Source organism: Streptomyces sp. NPDC096339 (assembly GCF_044762985.1).
GTDB lineage: Bacteria > Actinomycetota > Actinomycetes > Streptomycetales > Streptomycetaceae > Streptomyces.
The window spans coordinates 66,062-89,841 of sequence record NZ_JBIWFI010000021.1; the positions used below are offsets into that span (position 1 = coordinate 66,062).

Consider the following 23,780-nt stretch of genomic DNA (forward strand, 5'->3'; position numbering starts at 1 on the left):
CAGTCCGGGCAGTCCGGGCGGGCGATCGGAGGCCCGGCGCCCGGCCCCGCCGACCCCGGGATCGGGGGTGGCGCGGCCCGGGGGTGGGCGCCGGGCCCGGCTTCAAAGGCGCCCGGAGGAGGGGGCCTTGCCCAGCGCGGTCGCCGCGAGGGCCAGTGCGGCGAGCCCGGCGCCCAGCCACATGACCGCGTTGATCCCCGCACCGTCCGCCGCCAGTCCCCCGACCAGCGCTCCCAGGGCGATCGCCCCGTTGAACACGCCGACGAACAGCGAGGACACGGCCTCACGCGCCTCAGGAGCCGAAGCCAGCAGCCAGGTCTGGGTGCTGACCGACACGCCACCGTACGAAAGCCCCCAGACGGCGAGCAGCACGCCGGCGGTCAGGACGGAGCCGCCGAGCACCGGTACCAGTGCGACCGTGGCCGCCAGTACCGCACTGATCACCAGCAGGGTGCTGCGCGGGGACCGCCCGGCACCCGCACCGGCCGCGAAGTTGCCCGCGACGCCCGCGACCCCGTACACGAGCAGCAGCGTGCCTATCATTCCGGCGCCGGCCCCCGAGACCTCCTCCAGTACGGGGCGCACGTACGTGTAGGCGGCGAAGTGCCCGGTGACGAGCAGCGCCACCACCGTCAGCCCGGTCCGCACCCGCGTCTCGCCGAACAGCCGCATCACACCGCCGAGCCGCACCTCCTGCTCGGCGGGCAGCCGCGGCAGCAGGGCCGCCAGGGCGACCAGCACCACCAGCGCCAGGGCACCCACCGTGATGAAGGCCGTTCGCCAGTCGGCCAGTTCGCCGATGTACGTACCGGCCGGAACGCCGAGCACCGACGCCACCGCGATACCACTGAAGACCAACGAAGTCGCGGAGCCGATCGACTTGGGGGGCACCAGCCGCACGGCCAGGCCGGCCGCGATCGCCCAGACGCCGCCCATGCCGACGCCCACCAGCACCCGGGCGGCCACCATCACCGCGAAGTTCGGCGACCACGCCGCCAGCAGGTTGCCCACCGTGAGGACCGCCATCAGCGCACACAACACCGTCCGCCGGTCGATCCGCCCCAACAGCGGTGTCAGCAGCGGCGCCGAGACCGCGCCGACCAGGCCGGTGATGGTCAGGGTCAGTCCGGCGGTCCCCTCGGTCACCTTCAGTGCGTCTCCGATGGGCGTCAGCAGGCCCACCGGCAGCATCTCGGACGTCACCACCGTGAACGTCGCGCTCGCGACCGCGGCGACGCCCAGCCAGCCGCGGGTCGCGGAGCGCGCCGGCACCCCGGTGGTGTCTGCAATTTCCTCAGTCTGTGCCATGTGACCAGCCAACCCGCCCCGACCTGCGGGAACAACGGCCGATCTCTCATCCTTCGATAAGCGGGACTACTCGATCGGCCGCGCCCGGCGGGCGGTGTAGAAAGGGAACCATGAGCGGTGTCGAGATACGCGAACTGGAGACGTTCCTCGTGCTCGCCCAGGAGCTGCACTTCGGACGGGCGGGCGAGCGGCTGTACGTGACGCAGAGCCGGGTCAGCCAGCTCCTGCGCTCCCTGGAGAGCCGCATCGGGGCCCCGCTCGTCGAACGCACCAGCCGCCGGGTGCGCCTGACCCCGCTCGGGGAGAGCTTCCTCGCGGGGCTGCGCCCGGCGTACGACGCCCTGCGCGCCACGGTCGACGAGGCGCGGGCCGCCGCGCGGGGCATGGGCGGGGAGTTGCGCATCGGCTTCCAGGGCACCGTCGACGACTACCTCAGCCGGGCGATCGCCGTGTTCGGGGACCGGTATCCCGACTGTGCGATCGACATCGTCGAGATCCCGCTCTCGGACCCGTTCGGGCCGCTGCGCCGCCAGGAGGTGGACTGCGCGGTGGTCCTGCTGCCGGTTGCCGAGGACGACCTCGTGCTCGGCCCGGTCTTCTCCCGCCAGCCGCAGACCCTCGCCGTGTCCGTCCGGCACCCCTTCGCCGCCCGGGAGTCGCTCTCCGCCGAGGAACTCGCCGATTGCCGGCTCATCGGCCTCGATGGCGGCGCCCCCGAGTACTGGCGGCGGGCCCAGGCCCCCGGCCTGACCCCGGGCGGCCTCCCCGTACCGGCCGGGCCCAGCGTCAACACGCTCCAGGAGGGGCTGAGCCTGACGGCGGCCAATCGCGGGGCGATGCTGCTGTGCCGCTCCACGGCCGACTACCACGGGCGCCGCGACTCCCTCACCTTCGTCCCGGTCCAAGGCCTGCCCGACTCCGAACTGGGCCTCATCCGCCACCGCACGCGACCCTCCGCGCAAGCGGAGGCCTTCGCAGTGGCGGTCGCCGAGGCGGCCGGCCCGACGGCCTGACCCCGGCCCCGTCGACCTGCGCGCGTCCGACCGCACCGGGCCGCGCCCCGGCCCCTCCTCCGCTCATCGGCCAGGACCCGGTCCGTCACCCGAAGGACCAGACCGCCTCGGGGTCGTAGGCCCCCACCGCGCTGCCGACGCGGCCGGCGAGGGGGTAGCGGTCGGGGTCCATGGCCCGTTCCAGCAGGGGGGGCGCTGACGGCCCACCACTCCTCGTCGGTCTGGCGGCTGTTAACACCGCCCACGCGAGGAGTTCTACCTCTGATCTCGCCCAGTGCTCCCCCGTTCACGCGCACGCCGCGTCAAGCCCGCCACCGCGAGGTAGGCAGGAATCTCCCGCGTTTACGCGGGAGAGAACTTCAATCGCCCGACACGAAGCTGAAGGACTTCACCGAGCAGGAGTGGTCGGACTTCCTGCACAAGAGCGCGGTGAAGGTGAAGGTCGGGCCGAACAACTTCACCTACGAGGGCCTCGTCACCAAGGTGGCCCGCACCTACCTGTCCAAGGACCGCGAGTCCATGCAGCCCCACATCCGGGCGTTCGTGGACCGTGCCGTCGTCTTCACCGCCTGCCCGGACTGCGCCGGCACCCGCCTGTCCGCGGCCGCGCTCTCCTCCCGGATCGACGGGGTGAACATCGCCGAGTGCTCGGCGATGCAGATCAGCGACCTCGCCGCCTTCGTCCGCCGGATCGAGGACCCGGCCGTGGCGCCCCTGCTGGCGAACCTGCGCGACCTGCTCGACTCCCTCGTCGAGATCGGCCTCGGCTACCTCAGCCTGGACCGCCCCGCCGGAACCCTGTCCGGCGGCGAGGCGCAGCGGGTCAAGATGGTGCGCCATCTCGGCTCCGCGCTCACGGACGTCACGTACGTCTTCGACGAGCCCACCACCGGCCTGCACCCGCACGACATCCGGCGGATGAACGACCTGCTGCTGCGGCTGCGCGACAAGGGCAACACGGTGCTGGTGGTGGAGCACAAGCCGGAGGTCATCGCGATCGCCGACCACGTCGTCGACCTCGGTCCGGGCGCGGGCACGGCCGGCGGGGAGCTCTGCTACAGCGGGGACGTGGCCGGGCTGCGCACCTCCGGCACCCTCACCGGCCGACACCTGGAACACCGGGCACGGCTCGGGGAGTCGGTGCGCGAGCCGCGCGGGACGCTCTCGGTGAAGGGCGCCGACCTGCACAACCTGAAGGACGTCAGCGTGGACGTGCCGCTCGGGGTGCTGACCGTGGTGACCGGGGTCGCCGGCTCCGGCAAGAGCTCGCTGATCCACGGCTACCTGGCCGGGCGGGAGGGGGTGGTGGTCGCCGACCAGTCGCCGATCCGCGGTTCGCGCCGCTCCAACCCGGCCACGTACACCGGCCTGCTGGGGCCGATCCGGACCGCCTTCGCCAAGGCCAACGGGGTCAAGGCGGCGCTGTTCAGCGCGAATTCGGAGGGCGCCTGCCCGAACTGCAACGGGCTCGGGCTGGTCTTCACGGATCTGGCGATGATGGACGCGGTGTCCTCGGTCTGCGAGGAGTACCGAGGGCAAGCGGTTCACGCCCGAGGTGCTCACGTACCTGCTGCGCGGCAAGAACATCGGCGAGGTGCTCGACATGCCGGTGGCGGAGGCGTACGAGTTCTTCACCACCGGCCAGGCCCGTACCGTCCTGGGCCGCCTCGCCGACGTGGGGCTGGGGTACGTACGGCTCGGGCAGCCGCTGAACACCCTGTCCGGCGGTGAACGCCAGCGGCTCAAGCTCGCCATCAGCATGGCGGAGAAGTCCTCGACGTACATCCTGGACGAGCCGACGACCGGGCTGCACATGGCCGACGTCGACAAGCTGCTCGCCCTGCTGGACCGGCTCGTCGACGACGGGAACTCCGTGATCGTCATCGAGCACCACCAGGCGGTGATGGCCCACGCCGACTGGCTGATCGACATCGGCCCGGGCGGCGGCCACGACGGCGGCCGGGTGGTCTTCGAGGGCACCCCGTCCGATCTGGTGGCGGGGGCCGACACGCTGACCGCCCGCCACCTTCGGGAGTACGTCAACAGGGGCTGAGGTCGGGGAAGGTGAGCTCGCGGCCGGCGCCGAGCGGGGCGAAGAACCGCTCCACCTCGGCGTCGGCGACCTCCTCCAGCCGGGCCGGGGACCAACGGGGGCTGCGGTCCTTGTCGACGACCTGGGCCCGGATGCCCTCCACCAGGTCGGGGGAGGTCAGCGCGTTGCAGGACACCCGGAACTCCTGGGCCAGCGCCTGGGGCAGGCTCTTCGGTTCCGCGGCCCGGCGCAGCGCGGCGAGGGTGGTCTTGAGCGCGGTCGGGGACTTGGCCAGGATCGTCTCGGCGGTCTCCTTGGCGGCCGGGTCCCCTTCGGCGTGGAGCCGCTCGACGATCTCCTCGACGGTGTCCGCCGCGTAGCAGCGGTCGATCCAGGCCCGCCGCTCGGCGAGTTCGCCGGGCGGGGGCACGGCCGCGTGGCGCGGGAGGACCTCCGAGGCCGGGGCAGCGGCGAGTTCGGCGGCGAGCTCCGGGAGCCGGGCGGCCGGTACGAAGTGGTCGGCGAGCCCGCACAGGATCGCGTCGGCGGCGCCCACCGCGGTGCCGGTGAGGGCGAGATGGGTGCCGAGGAGGCCGGGGGCGCGGGCGAGCAGCCAGGTGCCGCCGACGTCGGGCACGAAGCCGATGCCGGTCTCGGGCATCGCGACGCGGGAGCGTTCGGTGACGACGCGGACGGAGCCGTGCGCCGAGACGCCGACGCCGCCGCCCATCACGATGCCGTCCATGAGGGCGACGTACGGCTTCCGGTAGCGGGCGATGTGCGCGTTGAGTCGGTACTCGTCGCGCCAGAAGTCCGCGGAGGCGGTGGTTCCGGCCTTGGCGTCGTCGTGGATGGCGCGGATGTCCCCGCCCGCGCACAGCCCGCGCTCGCCGGCCCCGCGGATCAGCACCTGGTGGACGGCGGGGTCGTCCTCCCAGCCGGTGAGGACCTCGTCGATCCGCAGCACCATGGGGTGGGTGAGGGCGTTGAGGGCCCTGGGGCGGTTGAGGGTGACCACCCCCGTCCGACCCCGGACTTCGAACAGGACGGTGTCGCCTGCGTTCCCGGTGTCGCCTGTCTGCCCGGTGTTTCCGGTGTTCCCGGTGTTTCCGGTGTTCCCCGTGTCATCTGAGCTCTTCACACCGGCACAGTATGTAGCGTGGAGCGGTATGCGGAAGATCATCCTGATGAGTGGCATGTCCCTCGAAGGCTTCTTCGAGGGGCCCGAGCGGCAGATCGACTGGCACTGCGTCGACGAAGAGCTGCACCAGCACATGAACGACGTGATCCGCCCGATGGGCGGTCTGCTCAGCGGCCGCGTCACGCACGAGCTGATGACCGACTTCTGGCCCACGGCCGACGCCGACCCGGCCAACGCGGGGCCGGTGGCCGAGTTCGCCGGGATCTGGCGGTCCATGCCGAAGTACGTGTACTCGCGCACCCTCCCGCCGGGCGAGGCCGACTGGAACACCACCGTCCTGCGTGACGTCGTACCGGAGGAGGTCGCCGCGCTCAAGGCCGAGCCCGGCGGCGACCTGATCCTGGGCGGGTCCGATCTCGCCGCCACCTTCCTGCGCCTCGACCTCGTCGACGCGTACCGGATCTACGTGCACCCGGTGCGCATCGGCCGCGGCAGACCCCTCTTCCGGCCCGCCGACGCCCACGTTCCGCTGCGCCTGACGGGGACACACGCCTTCGGCAACGGTGTGGTGCTGCTGACCTACGAGCGGCCGTAGGCGCCCGGCGTCTGCCCGAAGGCACGCCGGAAGACGTCGATGAAGGCGCTCGCGGACGACCATCCGCAGCGGTGCGCCACCGCCGTCACCGGGTTGCCGGTCGCGAGCAGCCGCAGTGCGTGGTGCAGCCTCAGCTGGGTGCGCCACTGCGGGAACGTCATCCCCAGTTCGGCGCGGAACAGCCGGCTCAGCGTCCGCTCGCCGGCCCCCGCCCCGGCCGCCGCCGCGAGTGCGGCCAGCCCCCTCGGGTCGCCGGGGTCGGCGTGCAGCAGCGCGCACACCGCCGCGAGGCGGGGGTCGGCGGGGGCGGGCAGGTGCAGCGGCTGGAGCGGGGAGGAGCGCAACCGGTCGAGGAGGACCGCGAGCAGCCGGCGCCGCTCCGGGGTGTCGTCCTGCGGGTCACGGGTGTAGGCGAGGATCAGCTCGCGCAGCAGCGGGCCGACGGCGATGACGGCCGGCGCGTCCAGGGACAGCGGGTTGAGGCTGGTCGGCAGGCCCACGCAGTGCAGGTCGGTACGGCCGAAGGCGCGGTGTTCGTGGACGGTCCCGGCGGGGATCCACAGGGCCCGGGTCGCGGGGGCCAGCCAGGTACCGGCGTCGGTGGTGATCGACAAGACCCCGGAGCCCGCGTAGGCGATCTGGTGGTCGTCGTGGTGGTGCGGATCGACCCCGAGGTCGGTGTCGAGTTCGAGGACGCTCGTCGCGGCGCGGGGCGTATGGCGGATTTTCTGCATCACGCGGCAATTTATCGGAAGCGCGAGGGCATCGCCGACGGCGATTGTCGATTCGTGAAGCCAGTGAAGCCCGTGAACCCTGTGACCCCTGTGAACTCCTCGAATCCTGCCGGGCCCTTGCCCTCCGTGCGGCCCTTGGCCTCCGTAGGGCCCTCGGCCTCCGCGCAGCCCGCCGTCGGCCCGCCCGAGCCGTCGCATCCGGTTGCGGCGCGATCCCCGGCTCCCGGCCGCCGCCGTGTCGCCGCGTTCGCGGCCGGCCACTCGTGCGTGGACGTCTACCAGGGCGCCGTCGCCGCGCTCGTGCCCTTCCTCGTGTCGGAGCGCGCCTACGGGTACGCCGCCGCGTCCGGCATCGTGTTGGCCGCCTCGCTGCTCTCCTCCGTGGTCCAGCCCCTGTTCGGGATGCTGACCGACCGCCGGCCGACGCCCTGGCTGATCCCCCTCGCCACGGCGGCGTCGGGGCTCGGCATCGCCCTCGTCGGTCTGGATGCCGGGTATCCGGCCACGGTGGCGGCCGTGGCCCTGTCGGGGCTCGGCGTGGCCGCCTACCACCCGGCGGCCGCGCGGGCGGTGCGCACCGCCTTCGGCGGGTCCGGGCACTCGGTGATGAGCTGGTTCGCGCTCGGCGGGAACATCGGCTTCGCCTGCGCGCCGCTGCTGGTCATGGCCGCGCTGGCGGTTCCCGGGCCGACCGGCTGGTGCCTGCTCGCCCTGCCCGCCGCGCTCGGCGTCCTGGTGGGCAGGCCCCCCGCCCCGGTCACCGCGGCCGATTCCCGTACGCCGGCCCGGCCGGAGGATTCCCTGGCGGCCGCCCCGCAGGAGAACCGGCGGGCCTTCCTCCTGCTCTCCCTGGTGGTGGTCGTCCGGTCGGTCGTGTTCACGGGCCTGAGCACCTTCGTCGCCCTGTACGTGACGGAGCGCGGCGGCGGCGGAACCACCGGGTCGGTCGCCCTGTTCGCGCTCTTCGCGGGCAGCGCCGGCGGGACGCTGCTCGGTGGCCTGCTGGCCGGCCGGTGGGGCCGGGCCGCCACCGTCCGCCGGGCCTACGCCGCGGCGGTGCCCGCCGTCGCGGGGATCCTGTTCCTGCCGCTGCCCCTGGTGCCCGTCTGCGCGGCGCTCGCCGCCACCGCGCTGTACGTGCCGTTCTCCCTCCAGGTCACCCTGGGCCAGGACTACCTCCCGACGCGCATGGGTACGGCGAGCGGGGTCACGCTCGGCCTGACCGTCAGCGTGGGCGGCCTGGCGAGCCCGCTCATCGGCGCGGCCGCGGACGCCGCTTCGCTGCGCACGGCGCTGCTGCCGCTGGCCGTGCTCCCGGTGCTGGCGTGGGCTCTGGCGCGGCGGCTGCCGGAGCCGGACGTGGAGCCGGATCCGGCCCGCTGAGGTCAGTCCCGGGGCCGGGCCCGGTGCGCCTTCCAGGCGTCCAGGGCCTCGCCCCGGGTGCCGCCGGGGTGGTCGGCGTGCCAGGCGCGCAGGAAGCGGTTGAACTCGAACTGGGCCGCCACTTCCCGTGGTTCGGCCGCCCGCGCCCGGGTGGTGTGCCAGTGGGCGACGGCCTCGGCCAGGGTGTGTCCCGCGTGTCCGGCGATGTAGTCGCGCATGAAGGCGTCGAAGTGGAAGCCGGGGCCGATCTCCCGCGTGAAGTACTCCCGGAGCACCTGGCTGCACCGCTGCCCCGGCGGGATCACGGTCCGGCCGTCGACGGGCGCGGCGAGTTGGCGTCCCGTCCGGCGCGCCACGGGCCGCTCGGGCGCGAGGGGGGCCGCTGCCGGTTCGGGCACGCCGTCGAGCGCGGCGGCGAGCCGGGCGGTGACGGCGACCTTGCCTCCCCCGGCCGACAGCCCCATCTCCCGTGCCAGCGCGCTCAGTTCGGCCAGCGTCCAGTACCAGCGCAGCAGTTCGGCGCCGGTCAGGTGCGGCGTCAGGGACGGCCGGGATTCTTCCGCATTCGTACGCACGTTCGCATCGTAGCGGAAGGCGCGAAGCGGCAATCAATAAGGCAACCTTGCAAGTTTGACTGCACATCTCCTAGTTTTGGATCATGCCTGCGACCTCATCCGACACCGCCGAAGAGCTCCAACTCGCACTCGGCATGCTGCTCCGCCAGGTGCGGGCCGCCGCCGGCACCGGCGTGACCCTGTCACAGGTGTCCGTACTGAAACGGCTGGAGCGGCTGGGCCCGTGCACCGCCTCGGATCTGGCGCGGGCCGAGAAGATCCGACCCCAGTCGGTGATCGCCACGGTCAACGCGCTGCAGGCCGACGGCTACGTCACGCGGACCCCGCACCCCACCGACGGCCGCCAGTTGCTCATCTCCCTCACCCCCGAGGGGCGGATCTGCGTCCGCGAACGCCGCCAGGCCGGGCAGAACCGGATAGCCGAGCTGATCACCGAACGACTGAGCCCGGCCGAACAGCACCGGCTCGCGGAAGCCGTCCCGCTGCTGCGGCGCCTGGCCGAGGACTGACCCGCGGTCACACCGCATTCGAGACCCGAACCGAGATCGAACGCCCGAAGGAGCCCGCATGACCGCCACCGACCCGAACCGTCTCGCCCTCGGAGACGACACCGCCCTGGTCCTCATCGACCTGCAGACCGGCATCATGGCCATGCCCACGGCCAAGCCCTCCGCCGAGATCCTCGAGAAGGGCATCGCACTCGCCGAGGCCTTCCACGCCCGCAAGCTGCCAGTGGTCCTGATCAAGGTGGCCTGGTCCCCCGACGGCGGCGACCTGCCCACCGTCGACGTGGACCGCCCCGGTCCGCTCACCGCGCCGCCCGCCGCGTTCTCCGAGATCCCCGCCGAACTCGCCGCCCTCGGCGACGTGGTCGTGACCAAGCGCCACTGGGGCGCCTTCACCGGGACCGAACTCGACCTCCAGCTGCGCCGCCGCGGCATCCACCGCATCGTGCTGGCCGGGATCTCCACCAGCGTCGGCGTCGAATCCACCGCCCGTACGGCCTGGGAGCTCAGCTACGACCTGGTCTTCGCCGAGGACGCCACCGCCGACCTGGACGCCGACTCCCACGCCCACACCTTCGGCAAGATCTTCCCGCGCATCGGCAAGGTCAGCACCACGGAGGAGATCCTCGCCGCCCTGAGTTCCTGACGAAGAGCGCAGTTCATTCCTAGGTCGATCGACCTGGTTTTCTTAGGTCGATCGACCTAGAATCCGGATCATGACTGACTCACTGCGTCACGACGCCGCCGGCCCCGTTCTGATCACCGGCGGGTACGGGACCGTCGGCGCCGAAATCGCCCGTATGGCCGCAGCCGACGCCCCCGTCCTGCTCACCGGCCGCTCGCCCGAGCGGGGCCGGGCCCTGGCCGATGAACTCGGGGGCGAGGTGCGCGCCTGGGACCTCGGCGACCCCGCCCCGTTCCACGCGGGCGTACGGGCCGTGATCAACTCGGTGAACGACCCCGACGACCGGGTGCTGCGCGCGGCCGTCTCCGCCGGCATCCCGTACGTGGACATCACGCGCTGGACGGCACGGCTGCAGCGGGCTGTCACCGTGGCCGCGCTGATGCGGCCCACCTCCCCCGTGCTGCTGTCCTCCGCCTGGATGGGCGGGGTGGTCAGCCTGGTGGCGGCCTCGCTGGCGGCCGAGCTGGGCGGTGCCGACCGGGTGGAGACGGCCGTGCGGTGGGACATGGCCGACCGGGCCGGCGCGGACTCCGTGGAGTTCATGGACCGGCTCGGCGTGGGCTTCGAGGTGGTGGACGACGGCCGGCGGCGGCTCGCCGCGCCGCTCACGGACGCCCGCACGGTCCTCATCGACGGCACGCCCGTACGCGTCGCCCGCATCGACACCCCGGAACAGTTCACGCTCCCGCTGACCCTGGGCACCACCACCGCCGCCACCCGCATCGGCTTCAGCTCCCCGGCGGCCACCCGTGCGCTGCTCGCCCTGCGGGGAACGGGCTTCTTCCGCTGGGCCGGCGGCGACCGCTGGGCTCCCGCACGCCGGGCCCTGCTCCACTCGCCCGGCGAGGGCGGTACGGCCCTGCTCCGCGTGGACGTCTCCCACGGCGGACGCGGCCTGAGCGCGACGGTGACCGACGCCCGCGGGCAGAGCCACCTGACGGCGGTCGGGGCCCTGCTGGGGCTGCGCCGCGTACTCGGCACCGACGGGCACCGGGCCTGCAACGGCGTGGTCTTCCCCGAGCAGCACCCGGACCCGGCCCGTGCCGAGAGCCTGCTCGCGGCCCACGGCGTCCACCTCACCGTCGACCGGGCCGACGACCCGGCCGAAGCCGCAGGCAGCGGGGCCGCCGCGTGAGCGCCGCGGCCACCCCGCCCGCGCCCACCCCGAAGGGCCGGCAGCGGCGCACGGCCCTGCTGGACGCCGCGGAGCGGATCCTGACCTCCTCGGGCGGGGCCGAGCTCACGATGCGTACGGTCGCGGACGAGGCCGGAGTCCGGCTCGGCCACCTCCAGTACTACTTCCCGACCCGCACGGACCTGCTGGCGGCGCTGCTCGACCGGATCCTCGCGACTTCCCTGGAGCGCGTGGCAGGCCTCACCTCCACGGCGGGCGCCGACCTCCCGGCCGTCCTCGACGCCCTCCTCGCCGAGCAGCAGGATCCGGCCATGATGCGGCTGTTCACCGAGGTCTGGGCCATGGCCGCCCACGACGCGGCGGCAGCCGAGGCGGTGCGCGGCTTCTACGCCGCGTACGCCGCCCACGTGGCCGAGTTCGTCATCGGCCGGTCGCCGGGCCTGGCGCCCGGGGCGGCGCGGGCGCGGGCCGACGTGTTCGTCATGCTGATGGAGGGGTCGTCGCTGTTCCGCTCCGGCCTCGCCGGCCGCCCGGACCCGGGCAGCGACGCCCTGCTGCGCCACACCCTGCTCGGCGTGCTCGGCGAGGACGCACCGGAGGCACGGGGCCCGGCCGACGGCTAGCATTGCGGGGTTCCGCCATCGTCAGGTGCCGCGAGGCCGCGCCGGACCGCCCTTGGAGACCGAGAGATGACCGAAGCCGACGCGGCCGCCCCGAACCCGGACGGCGAGTCCGGGGCGAGGACCGAGGCCAGGTGGCTGGAGCGCGGCGTGGCGCTGCGGGCCTTCTTCTACATCTTCGGCACGCACGTGTTCGCGGGCTTCGTCTACCTGCTCTTCTTCCTCGGAGAGCACGCGAAGAAGTAGCCCGCCCGGATCAGCCGCCGACGGCCTCCTCACAGGCGGCGCAGACCAGGTCCGCGTACTGCGGGTCGTACCACGCGGTCCCCGGATGGTCGGCGGGCCTCCACCGGGACACCTCCATGGCGAAGGTGTCCCGGCCGCAGTAGGTGCGGGGCCCGGCGACGGCCGCCATCCCCGGGGCGGCGGGCACGGCGTGCACGCGGAGCACGGACGGTTCGGCATCGGCCGCCGTCGGCTTGTCGAGCTCGTAAACGACGACAATCTCGCTCATACCTCGACCGTAGGCGGCCGGGGACGCGTCCGCTCAGCCGAAGCCGAGGTTGAGCAGCACGATGCCCGCCAGCACGGTGGCGCTCGCGGCGAGCCGCACCCGGCCCAGCCGCTCCCGGAAGACCACGCTGCCGATCAGGGCGGCGAAGACGATGCTCGTCTCGCGCAGGGCCGAGACGCCGGCCAGAGTCCCGTAGGCCTGTGCCCAGACCACCAGCCCGTACGCGGACAGCGAGAGCACCCCGCCGATCAGGCCACGGGCGGCGACGGGCCGCAGGTCGTTCAGCAGGGACCGGCGGCGGACGGCGAAGGCGATGAGCGGGATGACCGGCGCCTGTAGCAGCAGGGTCCATGCGACGTAGCCGGGCACGGTGTCGGAGTGGCGGACGCCGACGCCGTCGAGCAGCGTGTAGCAGGCGATCAGCACGCCGGTGCCGACGGCGGCGGCGAGGGCGGGCAGGTGCCTGCGGCCCGGTACGCCGTTGGCCAGGGTGAGGCCGATCAGGCCGGCGGAGATGACGAGGACGCCCGCCAGTTGCGGGCCCGGCAGCACCTGGCCGAGCAGCAGCGTGGCCACGACGGCGACCACCCAGGGCGAGGTGCCGCGGGCTATCGGGTACATCTGCCCGAAGTCGCCCAGCTTGTACGCCTGGAGCAGCATCAGCTGGTAGACGACCTGAAGGGCGGCCGATCCCGCGATGAAGGGCCAGGCGCCGGCGGGCGGCACCGGTACGAAGCAGGCCAGGACGATGGCGAAGAGCAGGTAGGCGAGGTTGATCAGGGCGAAGCCGAGCAGTTTGTCCTTGATCGCGTGCGCCACCGCGTTCCAGCTCGCGTGCATGAGCGCGGCGAGCAGGACGACCGCGGGGACGAGCATCGTCACCTCGGGCGCCGCCGGCAGGGCGAGGGGCATGGGGGTGTCCATCAATGGCTCCGGGAAGTGGTGGGTGGGGAAGGGAGAGCGGGCCGCGGGCGGTGGCGGTGGCGGTGGCGGTCAGAGCCAGCCGCGGCGGCCGGCGCGGAGTCCGGCGACGAACCGGCTCTGGGCGTCGAGGCGTTCCATCAGCTCGGCCATCATCCGGCGGACGGTGCGCAGGGAGAGTCCCAGCCGGTTGCCGGCCGCCGCGTCGGTGAGCCCTTCGCCGAGCAGCCGGAGCAGTTCCTGCTGCTGGGGGGTCAGGCCCTGCTCGTCGCGTTCCGGGCCGGCGCCGAGAGGCGCCGCCGACTCCCAGACGCGCTCGAACAGCGCGACGAGCCCGGCCACGACGCCGCTCCCGCTGAGCTGGACGGCGCCCTTGCGGGTGTTGCCCGGGTCCACCGGGACCAGCGCGACCTCACGGTCGATGAGCAGCATCCGCAGCGGCAGCGTCGGAACGGTCCTGACCTCGGCGCCGAGGTCGGTCAGCCAGCCCGCGTACTCGGTGGTCACGCTGTCGTTGCGGACGCTGTCGAGGTAGACCGTGCGCATGGTGACGCCCCGTCCGATGACGTCTCGGTCGAGCGGCTTGCTGGCCTCCAGGCTCTCGTGCGACTGGGCGCCGCCGGGGTTGAAGGTCAGGCACTCCGATCCGGCCTCGCGGGCCAGTGCCTCGATCCTGGCGGTGATGGCCGCCATGCCGATCAACTGCTCGGCGTGCCGTTGCCGGTTGCCGGAGTACAGGTCGCTGAACTCGTCGATCAGGCAGGCCACGGCCTCCTTGGCCTGTTCCAGTTCGGCCTGCCGGAGCTGGAGTTCCGCCTCCCGCCCCTGTAGCAGGGCCTGCAGCCCGGCTTTCGGGTGTACGGGTCTGAGCTCTCCCGGTTCGGCGGAGGGGGTCAGCAGTCTGAGCTCGGCGAGCCGGTCCAGGCATCCGCGCAGTACCGCGTCGCTCACCCCTTGCCGCGAGGCGAGTTCGGCGACTCCCCAGCGGTGGTTGGTCAGCATCAGCCGGTAGACGCCCTCGGTCTGCCGGTCCAGTCCCAGCCCCTCGAGCAACATCCCCACGGTCCCCTGTCCCTGTCATGCACGTTCTCGCCTGCCGTGCACGTCCTGCGTCTCGTACCTGCGCGTGTGAAGCGGCCGGTACTTCGCGGCGCTGGGTGGTGCGCGAGGAACGGGGACGCGGGCGGGGCCCTGGCCCGTGCGTGGTGAGGCACGGGCGGTCCGCCGGTCGGGGTCAACCCGATGATCTTGCCGGTTGCGGCGACTCCAGGTGTGTATTCCAGATGAATTCCAGATGACCCGACCGGAACAGCGGGGCCGAGCTGGAATCCGGGTGCCGTCGGGATATCTGGCACCGAGGTGCCAGGGGGAATTTGGTGCCACCCGGAACCACTTCCACCGCCGGATTGCCTCGAGCAGACTTCTCGACGTCAGGGCAACCGGGCGGCGCCGGCGGGAACGGACCGCCACACCGAATTGCCCGGGCCTTTCGGTCGGAATTCGCGGCCGGTTCGACGTCCGCGGTCCTCGACCGTCCGCGCCACCTCAACGGGAGAAACCCCATGCCGATCCTCGTCACCGTCCGCACGGCCCGCCTCCTCGCCTTCTCGGCCCTGGTCTCGGCCGTCGCCGCGCTCGCCCTCGGCACCCCGGCCGCCACCGCCCTGTCCGCCGCCGGCCCGGTCACGGCGCCGGTCACCGCGGTCACCAACAACCTCAACTGGGACTGAGGCGCTCCCGGTGCAGATGAGCCGGGTAACCCTCACCACCAACGCCCCCGCGCCACCCGGGAAGTTGGACACCTCCCTGCTGACCGCCCTGTTGCGGGAGGTGGCCGGCCCCGCCGAGGCGCCCGAGCACATCTATGCGCGGAGCGCGCCGGGCCGGGTCGAGCTCGTCTTCTTCCACGCCCTCGACAGTCCCGCCGAGGCAGCCTCGGCGGCACGGGAACTGTGCCGCAGGCTGCTGGGCCTCGGGGACCTGCTCCCCGCCTGGCGGATGCTCGGCGAATCCGGCGAGACCGATGAATTTCACCACCTCCAGAGAATGGAATTCCCCTCATGACCATCGATCGACACGAGCCCGACAAGTACAAAGAGGAGTACGACGTCATGGTGCGCCGGTTCACGGAACTCATGGCGCTCACCTCACCCCTGAAGGAGGCGATGGGCGCCGCGATCAGCGAGTTCGGGCCCGGTGAAACCGTTCGCGAACACATCAACAAGGAGCGGGTCGAGGAGATCTTCCTGCTTCTCGACGGAACGGCGGAGTTCACCCTCGACGGGGTGAAGCAGGAGCTGCGCGCCGGTGATGTCGGCTTCGCCCGGATCGGGCAGTCGCATTCCTTCACCAATACCTCGGAGGAGAAGATCCGGCTGTTCAGCGTGTGGTGGCGTGCCGTTTCCCCCGAGGGGGCGGCCGCATGAGCTCCGCCACCCGTTCCGGCCAGGGGCCGCTGGTCGTCGTCACCCCGCCCCCGACCCCGAACGGCCGCCTGCACATCGGCCACGTGGCCGGCCCGTACCTGCGCGCCGACCTGTACACCCGGCTGGTCCGCCACCTGGGCGGGCGCGAGGTGCACCACGTGTCGCACATCGACACGTACCAGAGCTACGTGCCCAAGAAGGCGCGCCAGCTCGGCCGGGACGTGGACGAGTTCATGGCCGAGATCCGCGTCGGGATCAAGGCCGACTTCACCTCCTTCGGCATCGACCACGACCTGTTCATCGACAACGAGGCACCCGAGTACCTGCGCTTCCTCGACTCGGCCGTCGAGTACCTGGTGGACCGGGTGCCGGTGGCCGACGCCCCGGCGAGGTTCTGCGCCGACTGCCGTACCCCGCTGTTCGAGGCGAACCTCCGCGGCAACTGCGGCCGTTGCCTGCACGACGCCTTCCAGAACGTGTGCGAGAACTGCTGCGTCCCGCAGGAGTACGCCACCATGGTCGGCCCCGTCTGCGGGACGTGCGGCAGCGGTGAGCACACCGTCTCCGACGAGCGGGCGGGCCAGTGCCTGCCGATCGGCGCGCAGGACATCGCCCGGATCGCCGGGCTGATGGGCCCGAAGGCGGCCGGCCACCGGCGGCTGGAGTCGCTCTTCCGGGGCCTCGCGCCCCACTCCCTCGGACTGGGTTTCGCCACCGACTACGGGGTCTTCCCGAAGGGGGTCAAGGCCGCGCTCAACCCGTGGATCGAGATCTACTTCGGCCACCTCTACTCCGTCCTGCGGATCACCGGCATCGACACCGGGCAGGAATTCGCGGACATCGTGGCCGAGTTCAACGCCCTGGAATCCCCTCCGACGGTGGTCAACTTCTTCGGGGTCGACAACTCCTACTACTACGCCTTCCTCTTCCCCTACCTCTCCGACCGGCTGGGCCTGCCCGGCATGGTCCCGGAAGCCCTCCAGGCCAGTTACTTCATGCTGTTGAACGACGCCAAGGTCTCCTCCAGCCGCAACAACGCCATCTGGGCCGCCGACCTGCTGGCCGAGGGCGAACTGCCGGCGCTCCGCACCAATCTGGCCGCCGCCTGCCCGGAGTACGCGGAGAAGAACTACACCACCACGCACCTGCGCTCCCCCGGCAAGGCCGCGCCTGAGGCGCCCGCGAGCGGGGCCGTCCAGGTGCTGCTGGACCGGCTGGTTCCGCTGACCGCGCCGGCGCGGTTCGGCGTCGACGAACTGCTGAACGTCTTCGACAAGGGCCGGCTGTACTCCGCACACCTGCGGGAGTCCGCCGCGAGCCGCCCCGAAGCCGCGGCCGTGGCCGTGGCCGAAGCCGAGGCCGAGGCCGACGCGATCGACGGCTTCCTCACCTCGCTCGCCGACCGCCTGCTGCTGGGCTGACCCACCCGTCCCACCCCCCGCTCTCTCCAAGGAACACACCCGTGAACACTGCACAGACCACCCTCCAGACCGGCCCCGCCGCGCTCCGCGAGCTCTTCGCCCGCCCCGGCGCCGTCCGGATCGTCGGCGCCCACAATCCGCTGGGCGCGCGCCTCGCCGAGCGGGCGGGCTTCGACGGCGTCTGGTCGAGCGGACTGGAGATCTCCGCGTCCCAGGGGCTCCCGGACACCGACATCCTGACCATGACGGAACTGCACGCGGTGGCCGAGTCCCTGGCCTCGGCGGTGGGCATCCCGGTGGTGGCCGACTGCGACGCGGGCTACGGCAACGCCAACAACGTGATGCACATGATCCGCCGGTACGAGGCGGCCGGGATCGCCGCCGTCTCGATCGAGGACAAGCGCTTCCCCAAGGTGAACAGCTTCATGTCGGCCCGTCAGGAGCTGGCCTCCGTGGCCGAGTTCTGCGGGAAGCTGGCGGCCGCCAAGAGCGTGCAGCGCGACCCCGACCTGATGGTGATCGCCCGGATCGAGGCGCTCATCGCGGGCTGGGGCATGGACGAGGCGCTGCGCCGCGGTGAGGCGTACGTGGAGGCGGGCGCGGACGCGGTGCTGATCCACGCCAAGGGCAGCTCCCCGGAGCCGATCCTGGAGTTCCTCCACGCCTGGCGGCTGCCGACCCCCGTGGTCGTGGTGCCGACCACCTACCACACCGTCACCGCCGACGAGCTGGCCGAGGCGGGCGCGAAGATGGTCATCTACGCCAACCAGGGTCTGCGCGCCGGGATCAACGCCGTCACCGAGACCTTCGAGACCATCCTGCGCGACGGGCGCAGCACCGGTGTCGAGGACCGTATCGCCCCGCTGTCGACCGTCTTCGACCTTCAGGGCATGACCCAGCTGCTGGCGGACGAGGCCCGCTTCATGAAGCAGAGCGCATGAGCGCGGGGACCCTGGCCCCCGCCCGGCCGGTGACCCCCGCCGCGGTCACCGCCGCCGTGGTCACCGCCGCCGCGGCCGTCGATCCGGGCCGGCTGGTGGACGGCCTGATCGCCGCCGGTTTCGGCCCCTTCACCGGAGTGCCCTGCTCCTTCCTCGGGCCCGTGATCAGCCACCTGGAGGACCACCACCCCGAGCTGTACACGATCGCCGCCAACGAGGGCGAGGCCGTGGCCATCGCCGCCGGTGCCCGCCTGGCCGGCCGCCGGCCGGTGGTGATCCTGCAGAACTCGGGCCTCGGCAACACCGTCAACCCGCTCACCTCGCTCTGCCACACCCTGCGGCTGCCCGTGCTGCTGCTGGTGACCTGGCGCGGGGAGCCCGGGCGCCCGGACGAGCCGCAGCACGAGCTGATGGGCCGGATCACCCCCGAGCTGCTCACCTCGATGGAGATCCGCCACGAGCCGCTGCCGACCGACGAGGAACTGCTGGCGCAGCGGCTGCGCGTGGCCGCCGAGCACATGGCGGACACCGGCCTGCCGTTCGCGTTCGTGGTGCCCAAGGGCGCGGTCGCCCCCTACCGCGGCGCGAAGGCCGCTCCCGCCCCGGCCGGGGGGCTGATGCTGCGCGCCGAGGCGATCGGCGAGGTGGTCCGGGCCGTGGGCGAGCGGAGCCTGCTGGTGGCCACCACCGGCAAGACGGCGCGCGAGCTCGAACGCGACTGGGACCGGCCGGAGAACCTGTACGTGGTCGGCTCGATGGGCTGTGCGTCGAGCGTGGCGCTCGGGGTCGCGCTGCACGCACCCGACCGCCGGGTGGTGGTGCTGGACGGCGACGGCGCGGCCCTGATGCGGCTGGAGGCGCTGGCCACCATCGGCCGCCTGGCTCCGGGGAACCTGCTGCACGTACTGCTCGACAACGAGGCGTACGAGTCCACGGGCGGCCAGCCCACCGGTTCCGGGCGGCTCGACTTCGCCGGAGTGGCGGCGGCCTGCGGCTACCGGGCCACCGCCGACGTGGACGACGCCGCCTCGCTGCGCGCCGCCCTGCGCACCGCGGCCGGCGCCGCCGGCCCGGCCCTCGTCCGGGTCCGGATCGCCGCGGGCTCCGACCCGAACCTCGGCCGCCCCGCCCTGACCCCGCCGCTTTCGGCCGCCCGCTTCCAGGAGGCGATCACCGCATGACCGCGATCACCGAAGAACCCGTACGCCTCGGCGCGGCCGAGCGGACCGCACCGCCCCGCCGCCAGGTGCTCATGAACCCCGGCCCCGTGGTCACGGACGACCGGGTGCGGGCGGCGCTGGCCGGTCCCGACCTGTGTCACCGGGAGCCCGAGTTCGCCGAGCTGATGACCCGGGTCCGCCGCAAGGCCACCGAGGTCAGCGGCGGCGGGGCCGAGCACGCCTCGGTGGTGCTGACCGGTTCGGGGACGGGCGCGGTGGAGGCGGCGATCGCCTCCGTCGTCCCCGCCGACGGCGGGATCCTCGTACTCGACAACGGCCACTACGGCGAGCGCCTGCACGACATCGCCGTGGTCCACGGCATCCGCGTCCGGCGGCTGGAGTTCGGCTGGGGCGTCCCCGTCGACCCGGCCGCCGTGGAGGAGGCGCTCGCCGCCGATCCGGCCCTGACCCACGTCGGCGTGGTGCACCACGAGACCAGCACCGGCATGCTCAACGACCTCTCCGCGATCGCGGGGGCCGCGCACCGGCACGGCCGCCAGGTGATCGTCGACGCCGTCAGCAGTGTCGGCGCCGAGCACGTCGACCTGGCCGGGGACGGCATCGACTGGCTGGTCGGCTCCGCCAACAAGTGCCTGGAGGGCATGCCGGGGCTCGGATTCGTCGTCGCCCGGCGGGACGCGTTCGCGGCCCTCGCCGAGCTGCCCCGGCGGACCTACTACCTCGACCTGTACCGGCACTTCAAGGCGCAGGAGCTGGCCGTCGCCCCCGCCTTCACCCCGGGCATCCCGGCCTTCTACGCCTTCGACCGGGCGCTGGACCTGGCCCTCGCCGAAGGGGTCCGGGCCCGGGGCGAACGCTACCGGGGCCTGGCCGAGCGGCTGCGGTCCGGGCTGGACGCCCTGGGCCTGGACATCCTGCTCGCCCCGGAGCACCGGGCGGCCGGCCTCACCGCGATCCGGCTCCCCGAGGGCCTGACCTACCGTGCGCTGCACGCCGCCCTCAAGGCCGAGGGGTTCGTGATCTACACGGCTCAGGAGCAACTGGCCTCCGACCACTTCCGGCTCTCCACCATGGGCGACATGACGGAGCAGGACATCGACCGCTTCCTGGCCGTCCTCGCACCCGTCCTCGCGGGAGCGGCCGCCGCCCTCCCGGGGCGGGCCTCGTGAGCACCCCGGTCCCCCCGGTCGAAGAGCCGTTCCGCCTGGCCGTGATCGGCGGCGGCCCCCGGGCCACGTACGCCCTGGAGCGGCTCTCCGCGACCCTCGACCGGCTCGGCCCCGAAGGCCGTCTGGAGGTACGGGTCTTCGAGCGCAGCGGTGAGTTCGGCTCGGGGCTTGCGCACAGCCCCTCGCAGCCGAGGACCAGCTACCTCAACCGGATCAGCAGCCAGGTCGGTTTCGCCGCCGACGAGACGGTGCGCGGCGCGGGCCCGCTGCGACCGGCCGGGGAGCGCCCCACGCTGTACGAGTGGTGCCGGCGCCGGTACGAGTCCACCGGCGAGCCCGATTTCGACCTCGGCCCGGAGGACTGGCCCAAGCGGTACGTCCACGGGCTGGCCCTCCAGGACATGTTCGGCGCCTTCGTACGGGACCTGCGCGCCCACCCGGGGGTGACGGTGCGGCTGCACGCGGTCGAGGTGGTGGACCTCGTGGAGGACGCCGCACCCCCCGGCGGGCGGCTGCGCGTCGTGACGGCGGACAGCGGCGCGTACCCGGCGGACCAGGTGCTGCTGCTCACCGGCCACACCCACCACGATCCCGAACTGTCGCCCAGGGCACGCCGGTTCACGGAGTTCGCGCGCACGTCGGGCGCGGCGTACGTCCCGTACGCCTACCCCCTGGACCGGGCGCTGCCGCAGGAGATCACCGGCCTCGGCGCGGTCGTCGGCTGCGCCGGGACGGGGCTGACCGCGATCGACGAGATCCTGCACCTCACGGAGGGGCGGGGCGGCCGGTTCGAGCACGATGCCCGGTTCGGGCTGCGGTACGTGCCGAGCGGCGAGGAGCCCGCCTCGATCGTGGCGTTCAGCGGCTCGGGGCTGTTCACCTTCACCCGTCCGGTCAACTACAAGGAGATCAACCCGGAGTTGCTGGAGCACCGGGGGGTCTTCCTCACCGAGGGCGCGGTGGACCGGCTGCGGGAATCGGCCGGGGTGCCGGGCGGCCCGGCGGGCGGTACGGTCCGGCGTCAGCTCGACTTCGAGCGGGACGTGCTGCCCGTCATCGTGCTGGAGATGGCCCACCTGCACTACACCACGCTCTTCGGGCCCGCGGCGGGCCGGCTGCTCGCCGAGCGGGCGGAGCCCGGGTACCGGGAGTTCCTGGCCGGGCGGCGCTCGGGCGCGGCCGGGCCGGAGTCGCTGCAGGCCCCGCTGGAAGCCGCCGTGGACGAGATCGTCGCGGTACTGGAGGCGGCGCTCTGCGGCCGTCCGGGGGCGGATCCCGTGGCCGTGCCCGGGCTCGACACCGAGGAACTGCTGGCCCGCTGGGTCGGCGTGGTCTTCGGGCCCGACGCCCAGGCCCAGACCCTCGCCCTGCGCGCGGACCCCGCGGCCCTGCACCGGGCCTTCGCGGGCTGGACCTCGCCCTGGCTGCTGGACCACGGCCCGGCCGGGAACCGGTTCGGCTGGTCCGCGGCCCTCGACCCGATCGGCCCCGAGGACCTGACCGACCCGGACCGCTACCGGGTCGCTGTGCTCGACTTCATGGACCGCGACCAGCACTGGGCGGACCAGGGCAACCTCGACAACCCGCACAAGGCCGCGGCCGACGGTGTCTGGCGCGACCTGCGCGGGGTGATCTCGTACGCGGTGGACGACGCGGGCCTGACCGCGGCCTCCCAGCGCACCTTCACCGAGCGCTACCTTCGCCACCACAACCGGCTCGCCAACGGCGCGGCGCCGGAGGTGATGGCCCGGATGCAGGCCCTGGCCCGGCACGGCCTGCTCGACCTGTCCTGCGGACCGGGCGCCCGGGTCTCCCCCGATCCGGGCAGCGGGCGGTTCCGGGTGGACGGCCCGGTCACCGGGGCGTCCTTCCTGCTGGACACGTTGGCCGACGCCCGGTTGCACGCCTTCGACCCGGCCCGGGACGCCGCCCCGCTCTACCGCAACCTCGCGGCCGCCGGGACGCTGCGGCTCTGGCGCAACGAGTCCGCCGACGGCGGGGCCTTCGAGCCGGGCGGGATCGATCTGACGCCCGAGTCCCACCCGGTACGCGCCGACGGCACGGTCGAGCGGCGGATCACCCTGCTCGGGCCGCCCGCCGAGGGCGCCAGGTCCTTCCTGCTGTCCGCACTGCGGCCGGCCTGCGACCACTATGTGATGCGAGAGCTGGCCGAGTGGCAGCGCCGCTTCTGGACGAGCCGTACGGCCGCCCGGCCGGCGCGCCGCCCCCCGGCCGACCACCGGACCACCGCGTAAGGAACGAAGACCCCCGATGAGCACCCAGCACACCCGGAACACCCCGGGCGCGACCCCCGCGCCCTGGGCGGAGATCACCCTGGCCGAGCTGCCGCTGCGCGACGCCCTGCGCGGCGAGGAGCCGTACGGCGCACCGCAGTTGGACGTGCCCGTACTGCTGAACGTCAACGAGAACCCGTACGCGCCGTCGGAGCGGGTGGTGGCCGACATCGCGGCCGCCGTCGCCGGGGCGGCCCGGCAGCTGCACCGCTACCCGGACCGCGAGTTCCCGGGCCTGCGCGGCGATCTGGCCGGCTATCTGGCCGAGGACACCGGGGTGGATCTGGCCGCCGAGCAGGTGTGGGCGGGCAACGGCTCCAACGAGGTGCTCCAGCAGGTCCTCCAGGCCTTCGGCGGCCCGGGCCGCACGGCCCTGGGCTTCGCGCCGCACTACCCGATGTACCCGGAGTACTCGCGCAACACGCTCACCACGTGGGCGGCCGGGCGGCGTACCGATGACTTCGGTCTGGACCTCGGCCACGTCCTGGACGCGATCGCCGAACACCGGCCCTCCGTGGTCTTCCTGACCTCGCCGAACAACCCGACGGGCACCGCACTGCCGCTGGGCGACATCGAAGCCGTGCTGGACGCGGCCCCCGGCATGGTGGTGGTCGACGAGGCGTACGCCGAGTTCCGCCGCGACGGCGTGCCGAGCGCGGTGACGCTGCTGCCGCACCGGCCGAAGCTGATCGTGAGCCGCACGATGAGCAAGGCGTTCGCGCTGGCCGGCGGCCGGCTGGGCTACCTCGCCGCGCACCGGGCCGTGGTGGACGCGCTGCGCATCGTACGACTGCCGTACCACCTGTCCGCCGTGGCCCAGGCGACGGCGCGCGCCGCGCTCGCCAACCGCAAGGAACTCCTGGGCCGGGTGGCCGAGTTGCGTGCCGAGCGGGACGCCACCGTGGACTGGCTGCGCGGCATCGGCCTGCGCGCCGCCGACTCCGACGCGAACTTCGTGCTGTTCGGCACCTTCGACGACCGGCACGCGGTGTGGCGCGGACTGCTGGAGCGGGGTGTCCTGATCCGCGAGGCCGGCCCCGACGGCTGGCTGCGCGTGTCGATCGGCACCCCGGACGACATGGCCGCGTTCCGCCACGCCCTCCAGGACGTGCTGGGCGGCTGACCCACCGGCGGGCGGGCACGGACCCGCCCGCCGGTACCCCAACCCCTCCCCGTCCAAGGAGCA

At 73.2% G+C, this 23,780-nt stretch carries 24 protein-coding genes and 1 pseudogene; 18 read left to right on the forward strand and 7 right to left on the reverse strand.

Annotation, left to right across the window (positions count from 1 at the left end; translation table 11 throughout):
* Positions 1–102 precede the first annotated feature (102 nt).
* Positions 103–1,308 carry an MFS transporter gene (locus tag ACIQ5Y_RS24600; RefSeq protein ID WP_403884292.1) on the reverse strand — a complete coding sequence of 402 codons (1,206 nt, stop codon included), beginning with the start codon at positions 1,306–1,308 and terminating at the stop codon, positions 103–105.
* A 110-nt stretch (positions 1,309–1,418) separates the two neighbouring features.
* Between ACIQ5Y_RS24600 and ACIQ5Y_RS24605 the strand changes: the two genes are divergently transcribed.
* Positions 1,419–2,321 carry a LysR family transcriptional regulator gene (locus ACIQ5Y_RS24605; protein ID WP_403884295.1) on the forward strand — a complete coding sequence of 301 codons (903 nt, stop codon included), beginning with the start codon at positions 1,419–1,421 and terminating at the stop codon, positions 2,319–2,321.
* A gap of 366 nt (positions 2,322–2,687) precedes the next feature.
* Positions 2,688–4,374, forward strand: a pseudogene (locus ACIQ5Y_RS24610) (ATP-binding cassette domain-containing protein); the annotation flags it as partial.
* Here ACIQ5Y_RS24610 and ACIQ5Y_RS24615 read toward each other — a convergent pair.
* Positions 4,361–5,494, reverse strand: coding sequence for an enoyl-CoA hydratase/isomerase family protein (locus ACIQ5Y_RS24615; protein WP_403884298.1), 1,134 nt, complete (start codon positions 5,492–5,494; stop codon positions 4,361–4,363). The pseudogene ACIQ5Y_RS24610 and the gene ACIQ5Y_RS24615 overlap by 14 nt on opposite strands.
* A gap of 28 nt (positions 5,495–5,522) precedes the next feature.
* Here ACIQ5Y_RS24615 and ACIQ5Y_RS24620 point away from each other — a divergent pair, with 28 nt between their 5' ends.
* Positions 5,523–6,089 carry a dihydrofolate reductase family protein gene (locus ACIQ5Y_RS24620; protein ID WP_403884301.1) on the forward strand — a complete coding sequence of 189 codons (567 nt, stop codon included), beginning with the start codon at positions 5,523–5,525 and terminating at the stop codon, positions 6,087–6,089.
* On the opposite strand, the gene ACIQ5Y_RS24625 is transcribed toward ACIQ5Y_RS24620, so the two are convergent.
* Entirely contained in the window at positions 6,074–6,823 is a 750-nt protein-coding gene (locus ACIQ5Y_RS24625) for an AraC family transcriptional regulator (RefSeq protein WP_403884304.1), read from the reverse strand. The genes ACIQ5Y_RS24620 and ACIQ5Y_RS24625 overlap by 16 nt on opposite strands.
* 135 nt (positions 6,824–6,958) lie before the next feature.
* On the opposite strand from ACIQ5Y_RS24625, the gene ACIQ5Y_RS24630 reads away from it, so the two are divergent.
* A complete protein-coding gene (locus ACIQ5Y_RS24630) occupies positions 6,959–8,206 on the forward strand; it encodes an MFS transporter (protein WP_403884307.1) in 1,248 nt (415 codons plus the stop codon).
* Between the two features lie 2 nt (positions 8,207–8,208).
* On the opposite strand, the gene ACIQ5Y_RS24635 is transcribed toward ACIQ5Y_RS24630, so the two are convergent.
* Positions 8,209–8,781: a DUF6434 domain-containing protein gene (locus ACIQ5Y_RS24635; protein ID WP_403884310.1), complete on the reverse strand. Its 573-nt coding sequence runs from the start codon at positions 8,779–8,781 to the stop codon at positions 8,209–8,211.
* 83 nt (positions 8,782–8,864) lie between these two features.
* On the opposite strand from ACIQ5Y_RS24635, the gene ACIQ5Y_RS24640 reads away from it, so the two are divergent.
* From ACIQ5Y_RS24640 to ACIQ5Y_RS24660, 5 genes are all read left to right on the forward strand, one after another.
* Positions 8,865–9,290: a MarR family winged helix-turn-helix transcriptional regulator gene (locus ACIQ5Y_RS24640; protein ID WP_403884313.1), complete on the forward strand. Its 426-nt coding sequence runs from the start codon at positions 8,865–8,867 to the stop codon at positions 9,288–9,290.
* Positions 9,291–9,348: 58 nt separating this feature from the next.
* Positions 9,349–9,933: an isochorismatase family protein gene (locus ACIQ5Y_RS24645; RefSeq protein ID WP_403884316.1), complete on the forward strand. Its 585-nt coding sequence runs from the start codon at positions 9,349–9,351 to the stop codon at positions 9,931–9,933.
* Between the two features lie 70 nt (positions 9,934–10,003).
* Positions 10,004–11,107, forward strand: coding sequence for a saccharopine dehydrogenase (locus tag ACIQ5Y_RS24650; protein ID WP_403884319.1), 1,104 nt, complete (start codon positions 10,004–10,006; stop codon positions 11,105–11,107).
* Positions 11,104–11,730: a TetR/AcrR family transcriptional regulator gene (locus ACIQ5Y_RS24655; protein WP_403884322.1), complete on the forward strand. Its 627-nt coding sequence runs from the start codon at positions 11,104–11,106 to the stop codon at positions 11,728–11,730. The genes ACIQ5Y_RS24650 and ACIQ5Y_RS24655 overlap by 4 nt, the downstream gene beginning before the upstream one ends.
* Before the next feature lie 66 nt (positions 11,731–11,796).
* Complete coding sequence (locus ACIQ5Y_RS24660) at positions 11,797–11,973, forward strand: DUF6126 family protein (RefSeq protein WP_403884325.1); 177 nt, start codon at positions 11,797–11,799, stop codon at positions 11,971–11,973.
* 10 nt (positions 11,974–11,983) lie between these two features.
* Here the strand turns inward: ACIQ5Y_RS24660 and ACIQ5Y_RS24665 are convergent, their stop codons facing one another.
* The 3 genes from ACIQ5Y_RS24665 to ACIQ5Y_RS24675 all read right to left on the reverse strand — a co-directional run bounded on the left by ACIQ5Y_RS24665 (position 11,984) and on the right by ACIQ5Y_RS24675 (position 14,218).
* Entirely contained in the window at positions 11,984–12,241 is a 258-nt protein-coding gene (locus ACIQ5Y_RS24665; RefSeq protein WP_403884328.1) for a hypothetical protein, read from the reverse strand.
* Positions 12,242–12,274: 33 nt separating this feature from the next.
* Entirely contained in the window at positions 12,275–13,123 is an 849-nt protein-coding gene (locus ACIQ5Y_RS24670) for an EamA family transporter (protein WP_403884466.1), read from the reverse strand.
* A gap of 111 nt (positions 13,124–13,234) precedes the next feature.
* Positions 13,235–14,218 (reverse strand): LuxR C-terminal-related transcriptional regulator, encoded by a 984-nt coding sequence (locus ACIQ5Y_RS24675; protein ID WP_403884469.1) that lies wholly within the window; start codon positions 14,216–14,218, stop codon positions 13,235–13,237.
* A 506-nt stretch (positions 14,219–14,724) separates the two neighbouring features.
* Here ACIQ5Y_RS24675 and ACIQ5Y_RS24680 point away from each other — a divergent pair.
* Genes ACIQ5Y_RS24680 through ACIQ5Y_RS24720 form a run of 9 tightly spaced genes read left to right on the forward strand, consistent with a single transcriptional unit; the run spans position 14,725 to position 23,717 of the window.
* The gene (locus ACIQ5Y_RS24680) at positions 14,725–14,892 is read left to right on the forward strand and encodes a hypothetical protein (protein WP_384726826.1); all 168 of its coding nucleotides are present in this window, start codon (positions 14,725–14,727) and stop codon (positions 14,890–14,892) included.
* Positions 14,893–14,908: 16 nt separating this feature from the next.
* On the forward strand, positions 14,909–15,226 hold the full coding sequence (locus ACIQ5Y_RS24685; protein ID WP_403884332.1) for a hypothetical protein: 318 nt from the start codon (positions 14,909–14,911) through the stop codon (positions 15,224–15,226).
* Positions 15,223–15,588, forward strand: a complete 366-nt coding sequence (locus tag ACIQ5Y_RS24690) for a cupin domain-containing protein (protein ID WP_403884334.1) — start codon at positions 15,223–15,225, stop codon at positions 15,586–15,588. Before ACIQ5Y_RS24685 ends, ACIQ5Y_RS24690 begins: the two co-directional genes overlap by 4 nt.
* Entirely contained in the window at positions 15,585–17,009 is a 1,425-nt protein-coding gene (locus ACIQ5Y_RS24695; RefSeq protein WP_403884337.1) for a class I tRNA ligase family protein, read from the forward strand. The genes ACIQ5Y_RS24690 and ACIQ5Y_RS24695 overlap by 4 nt, the downstream gene beginning before the upstream one ends.
* Before the next feature lie 41 nt (positions 17,010–17,050).
* Entirely contained in the window at positions 17,051–17,950 is a 900-nt protein-coding gene (locus ACIQ5Y_RS24700) for an isocitrate lyase/phosphoenolpyruvate mutase family protein (RefSeq protein WP_403884340.1), read from the forward strand.
* Positions 17,947–19,131: a phosphonopyruvate decarboxylase gene (aepY, locus tag ACIQ5Y_RS24705; RefSeq protein ID WP_403884341.1), complete on the forward strand. Its 1,185-nt coding sequence runs from the start codon at positions 17,947–17,949 to the stop codon at positions 19,129–19,131. Before ACIQ5Y_RS24700 ends, aepY begins: the two co-directional genes overlap by 4 nt.
* A complete protein-coding gene (locus tag ACIQ5Y_RS24710; RefSeq protein ID WP_403884344.1) occupies positions 19,128–20,300 on the forward strand; it encodes a 2-aminoethylphosphonate aminotransferase in 1,173 nt (390 codons plus the stop codon). Before aepY ends, ACIQ5Y_RS24710 begins: the two co-directional genes overlap by 4 nt.
* A complete protein-coding gene (locus ACIQ5Y_RS24715; RefSeq protein WP_403884347.1) occupies positions 20,297–22,555 on the forward strand; it encodes an FAD/NAD(P)-binding protein in 2,259 nt (752 codons plus the stop codon). Before ACIQ5Y_RS24710 ends, ACIQ5Y_RS24715 begins: the two co-directional genes overlap by 4 nt.
* Before the next feature lie 16 nt (positions 22,556–22,571).
* Complete coding sequence (locus ACIQ5Y_RS24720; RefSeq protein WP_403884349.1) at positions 22,572–23,717, forward strand: histidinol-phosphate transaminase; 1,146 nt, start codon at positions 22,572–22,574, stop codon at positions 23,715–23,717.
* Positions 23,718–23,780 lie beyond the last annotated feature (63 nt).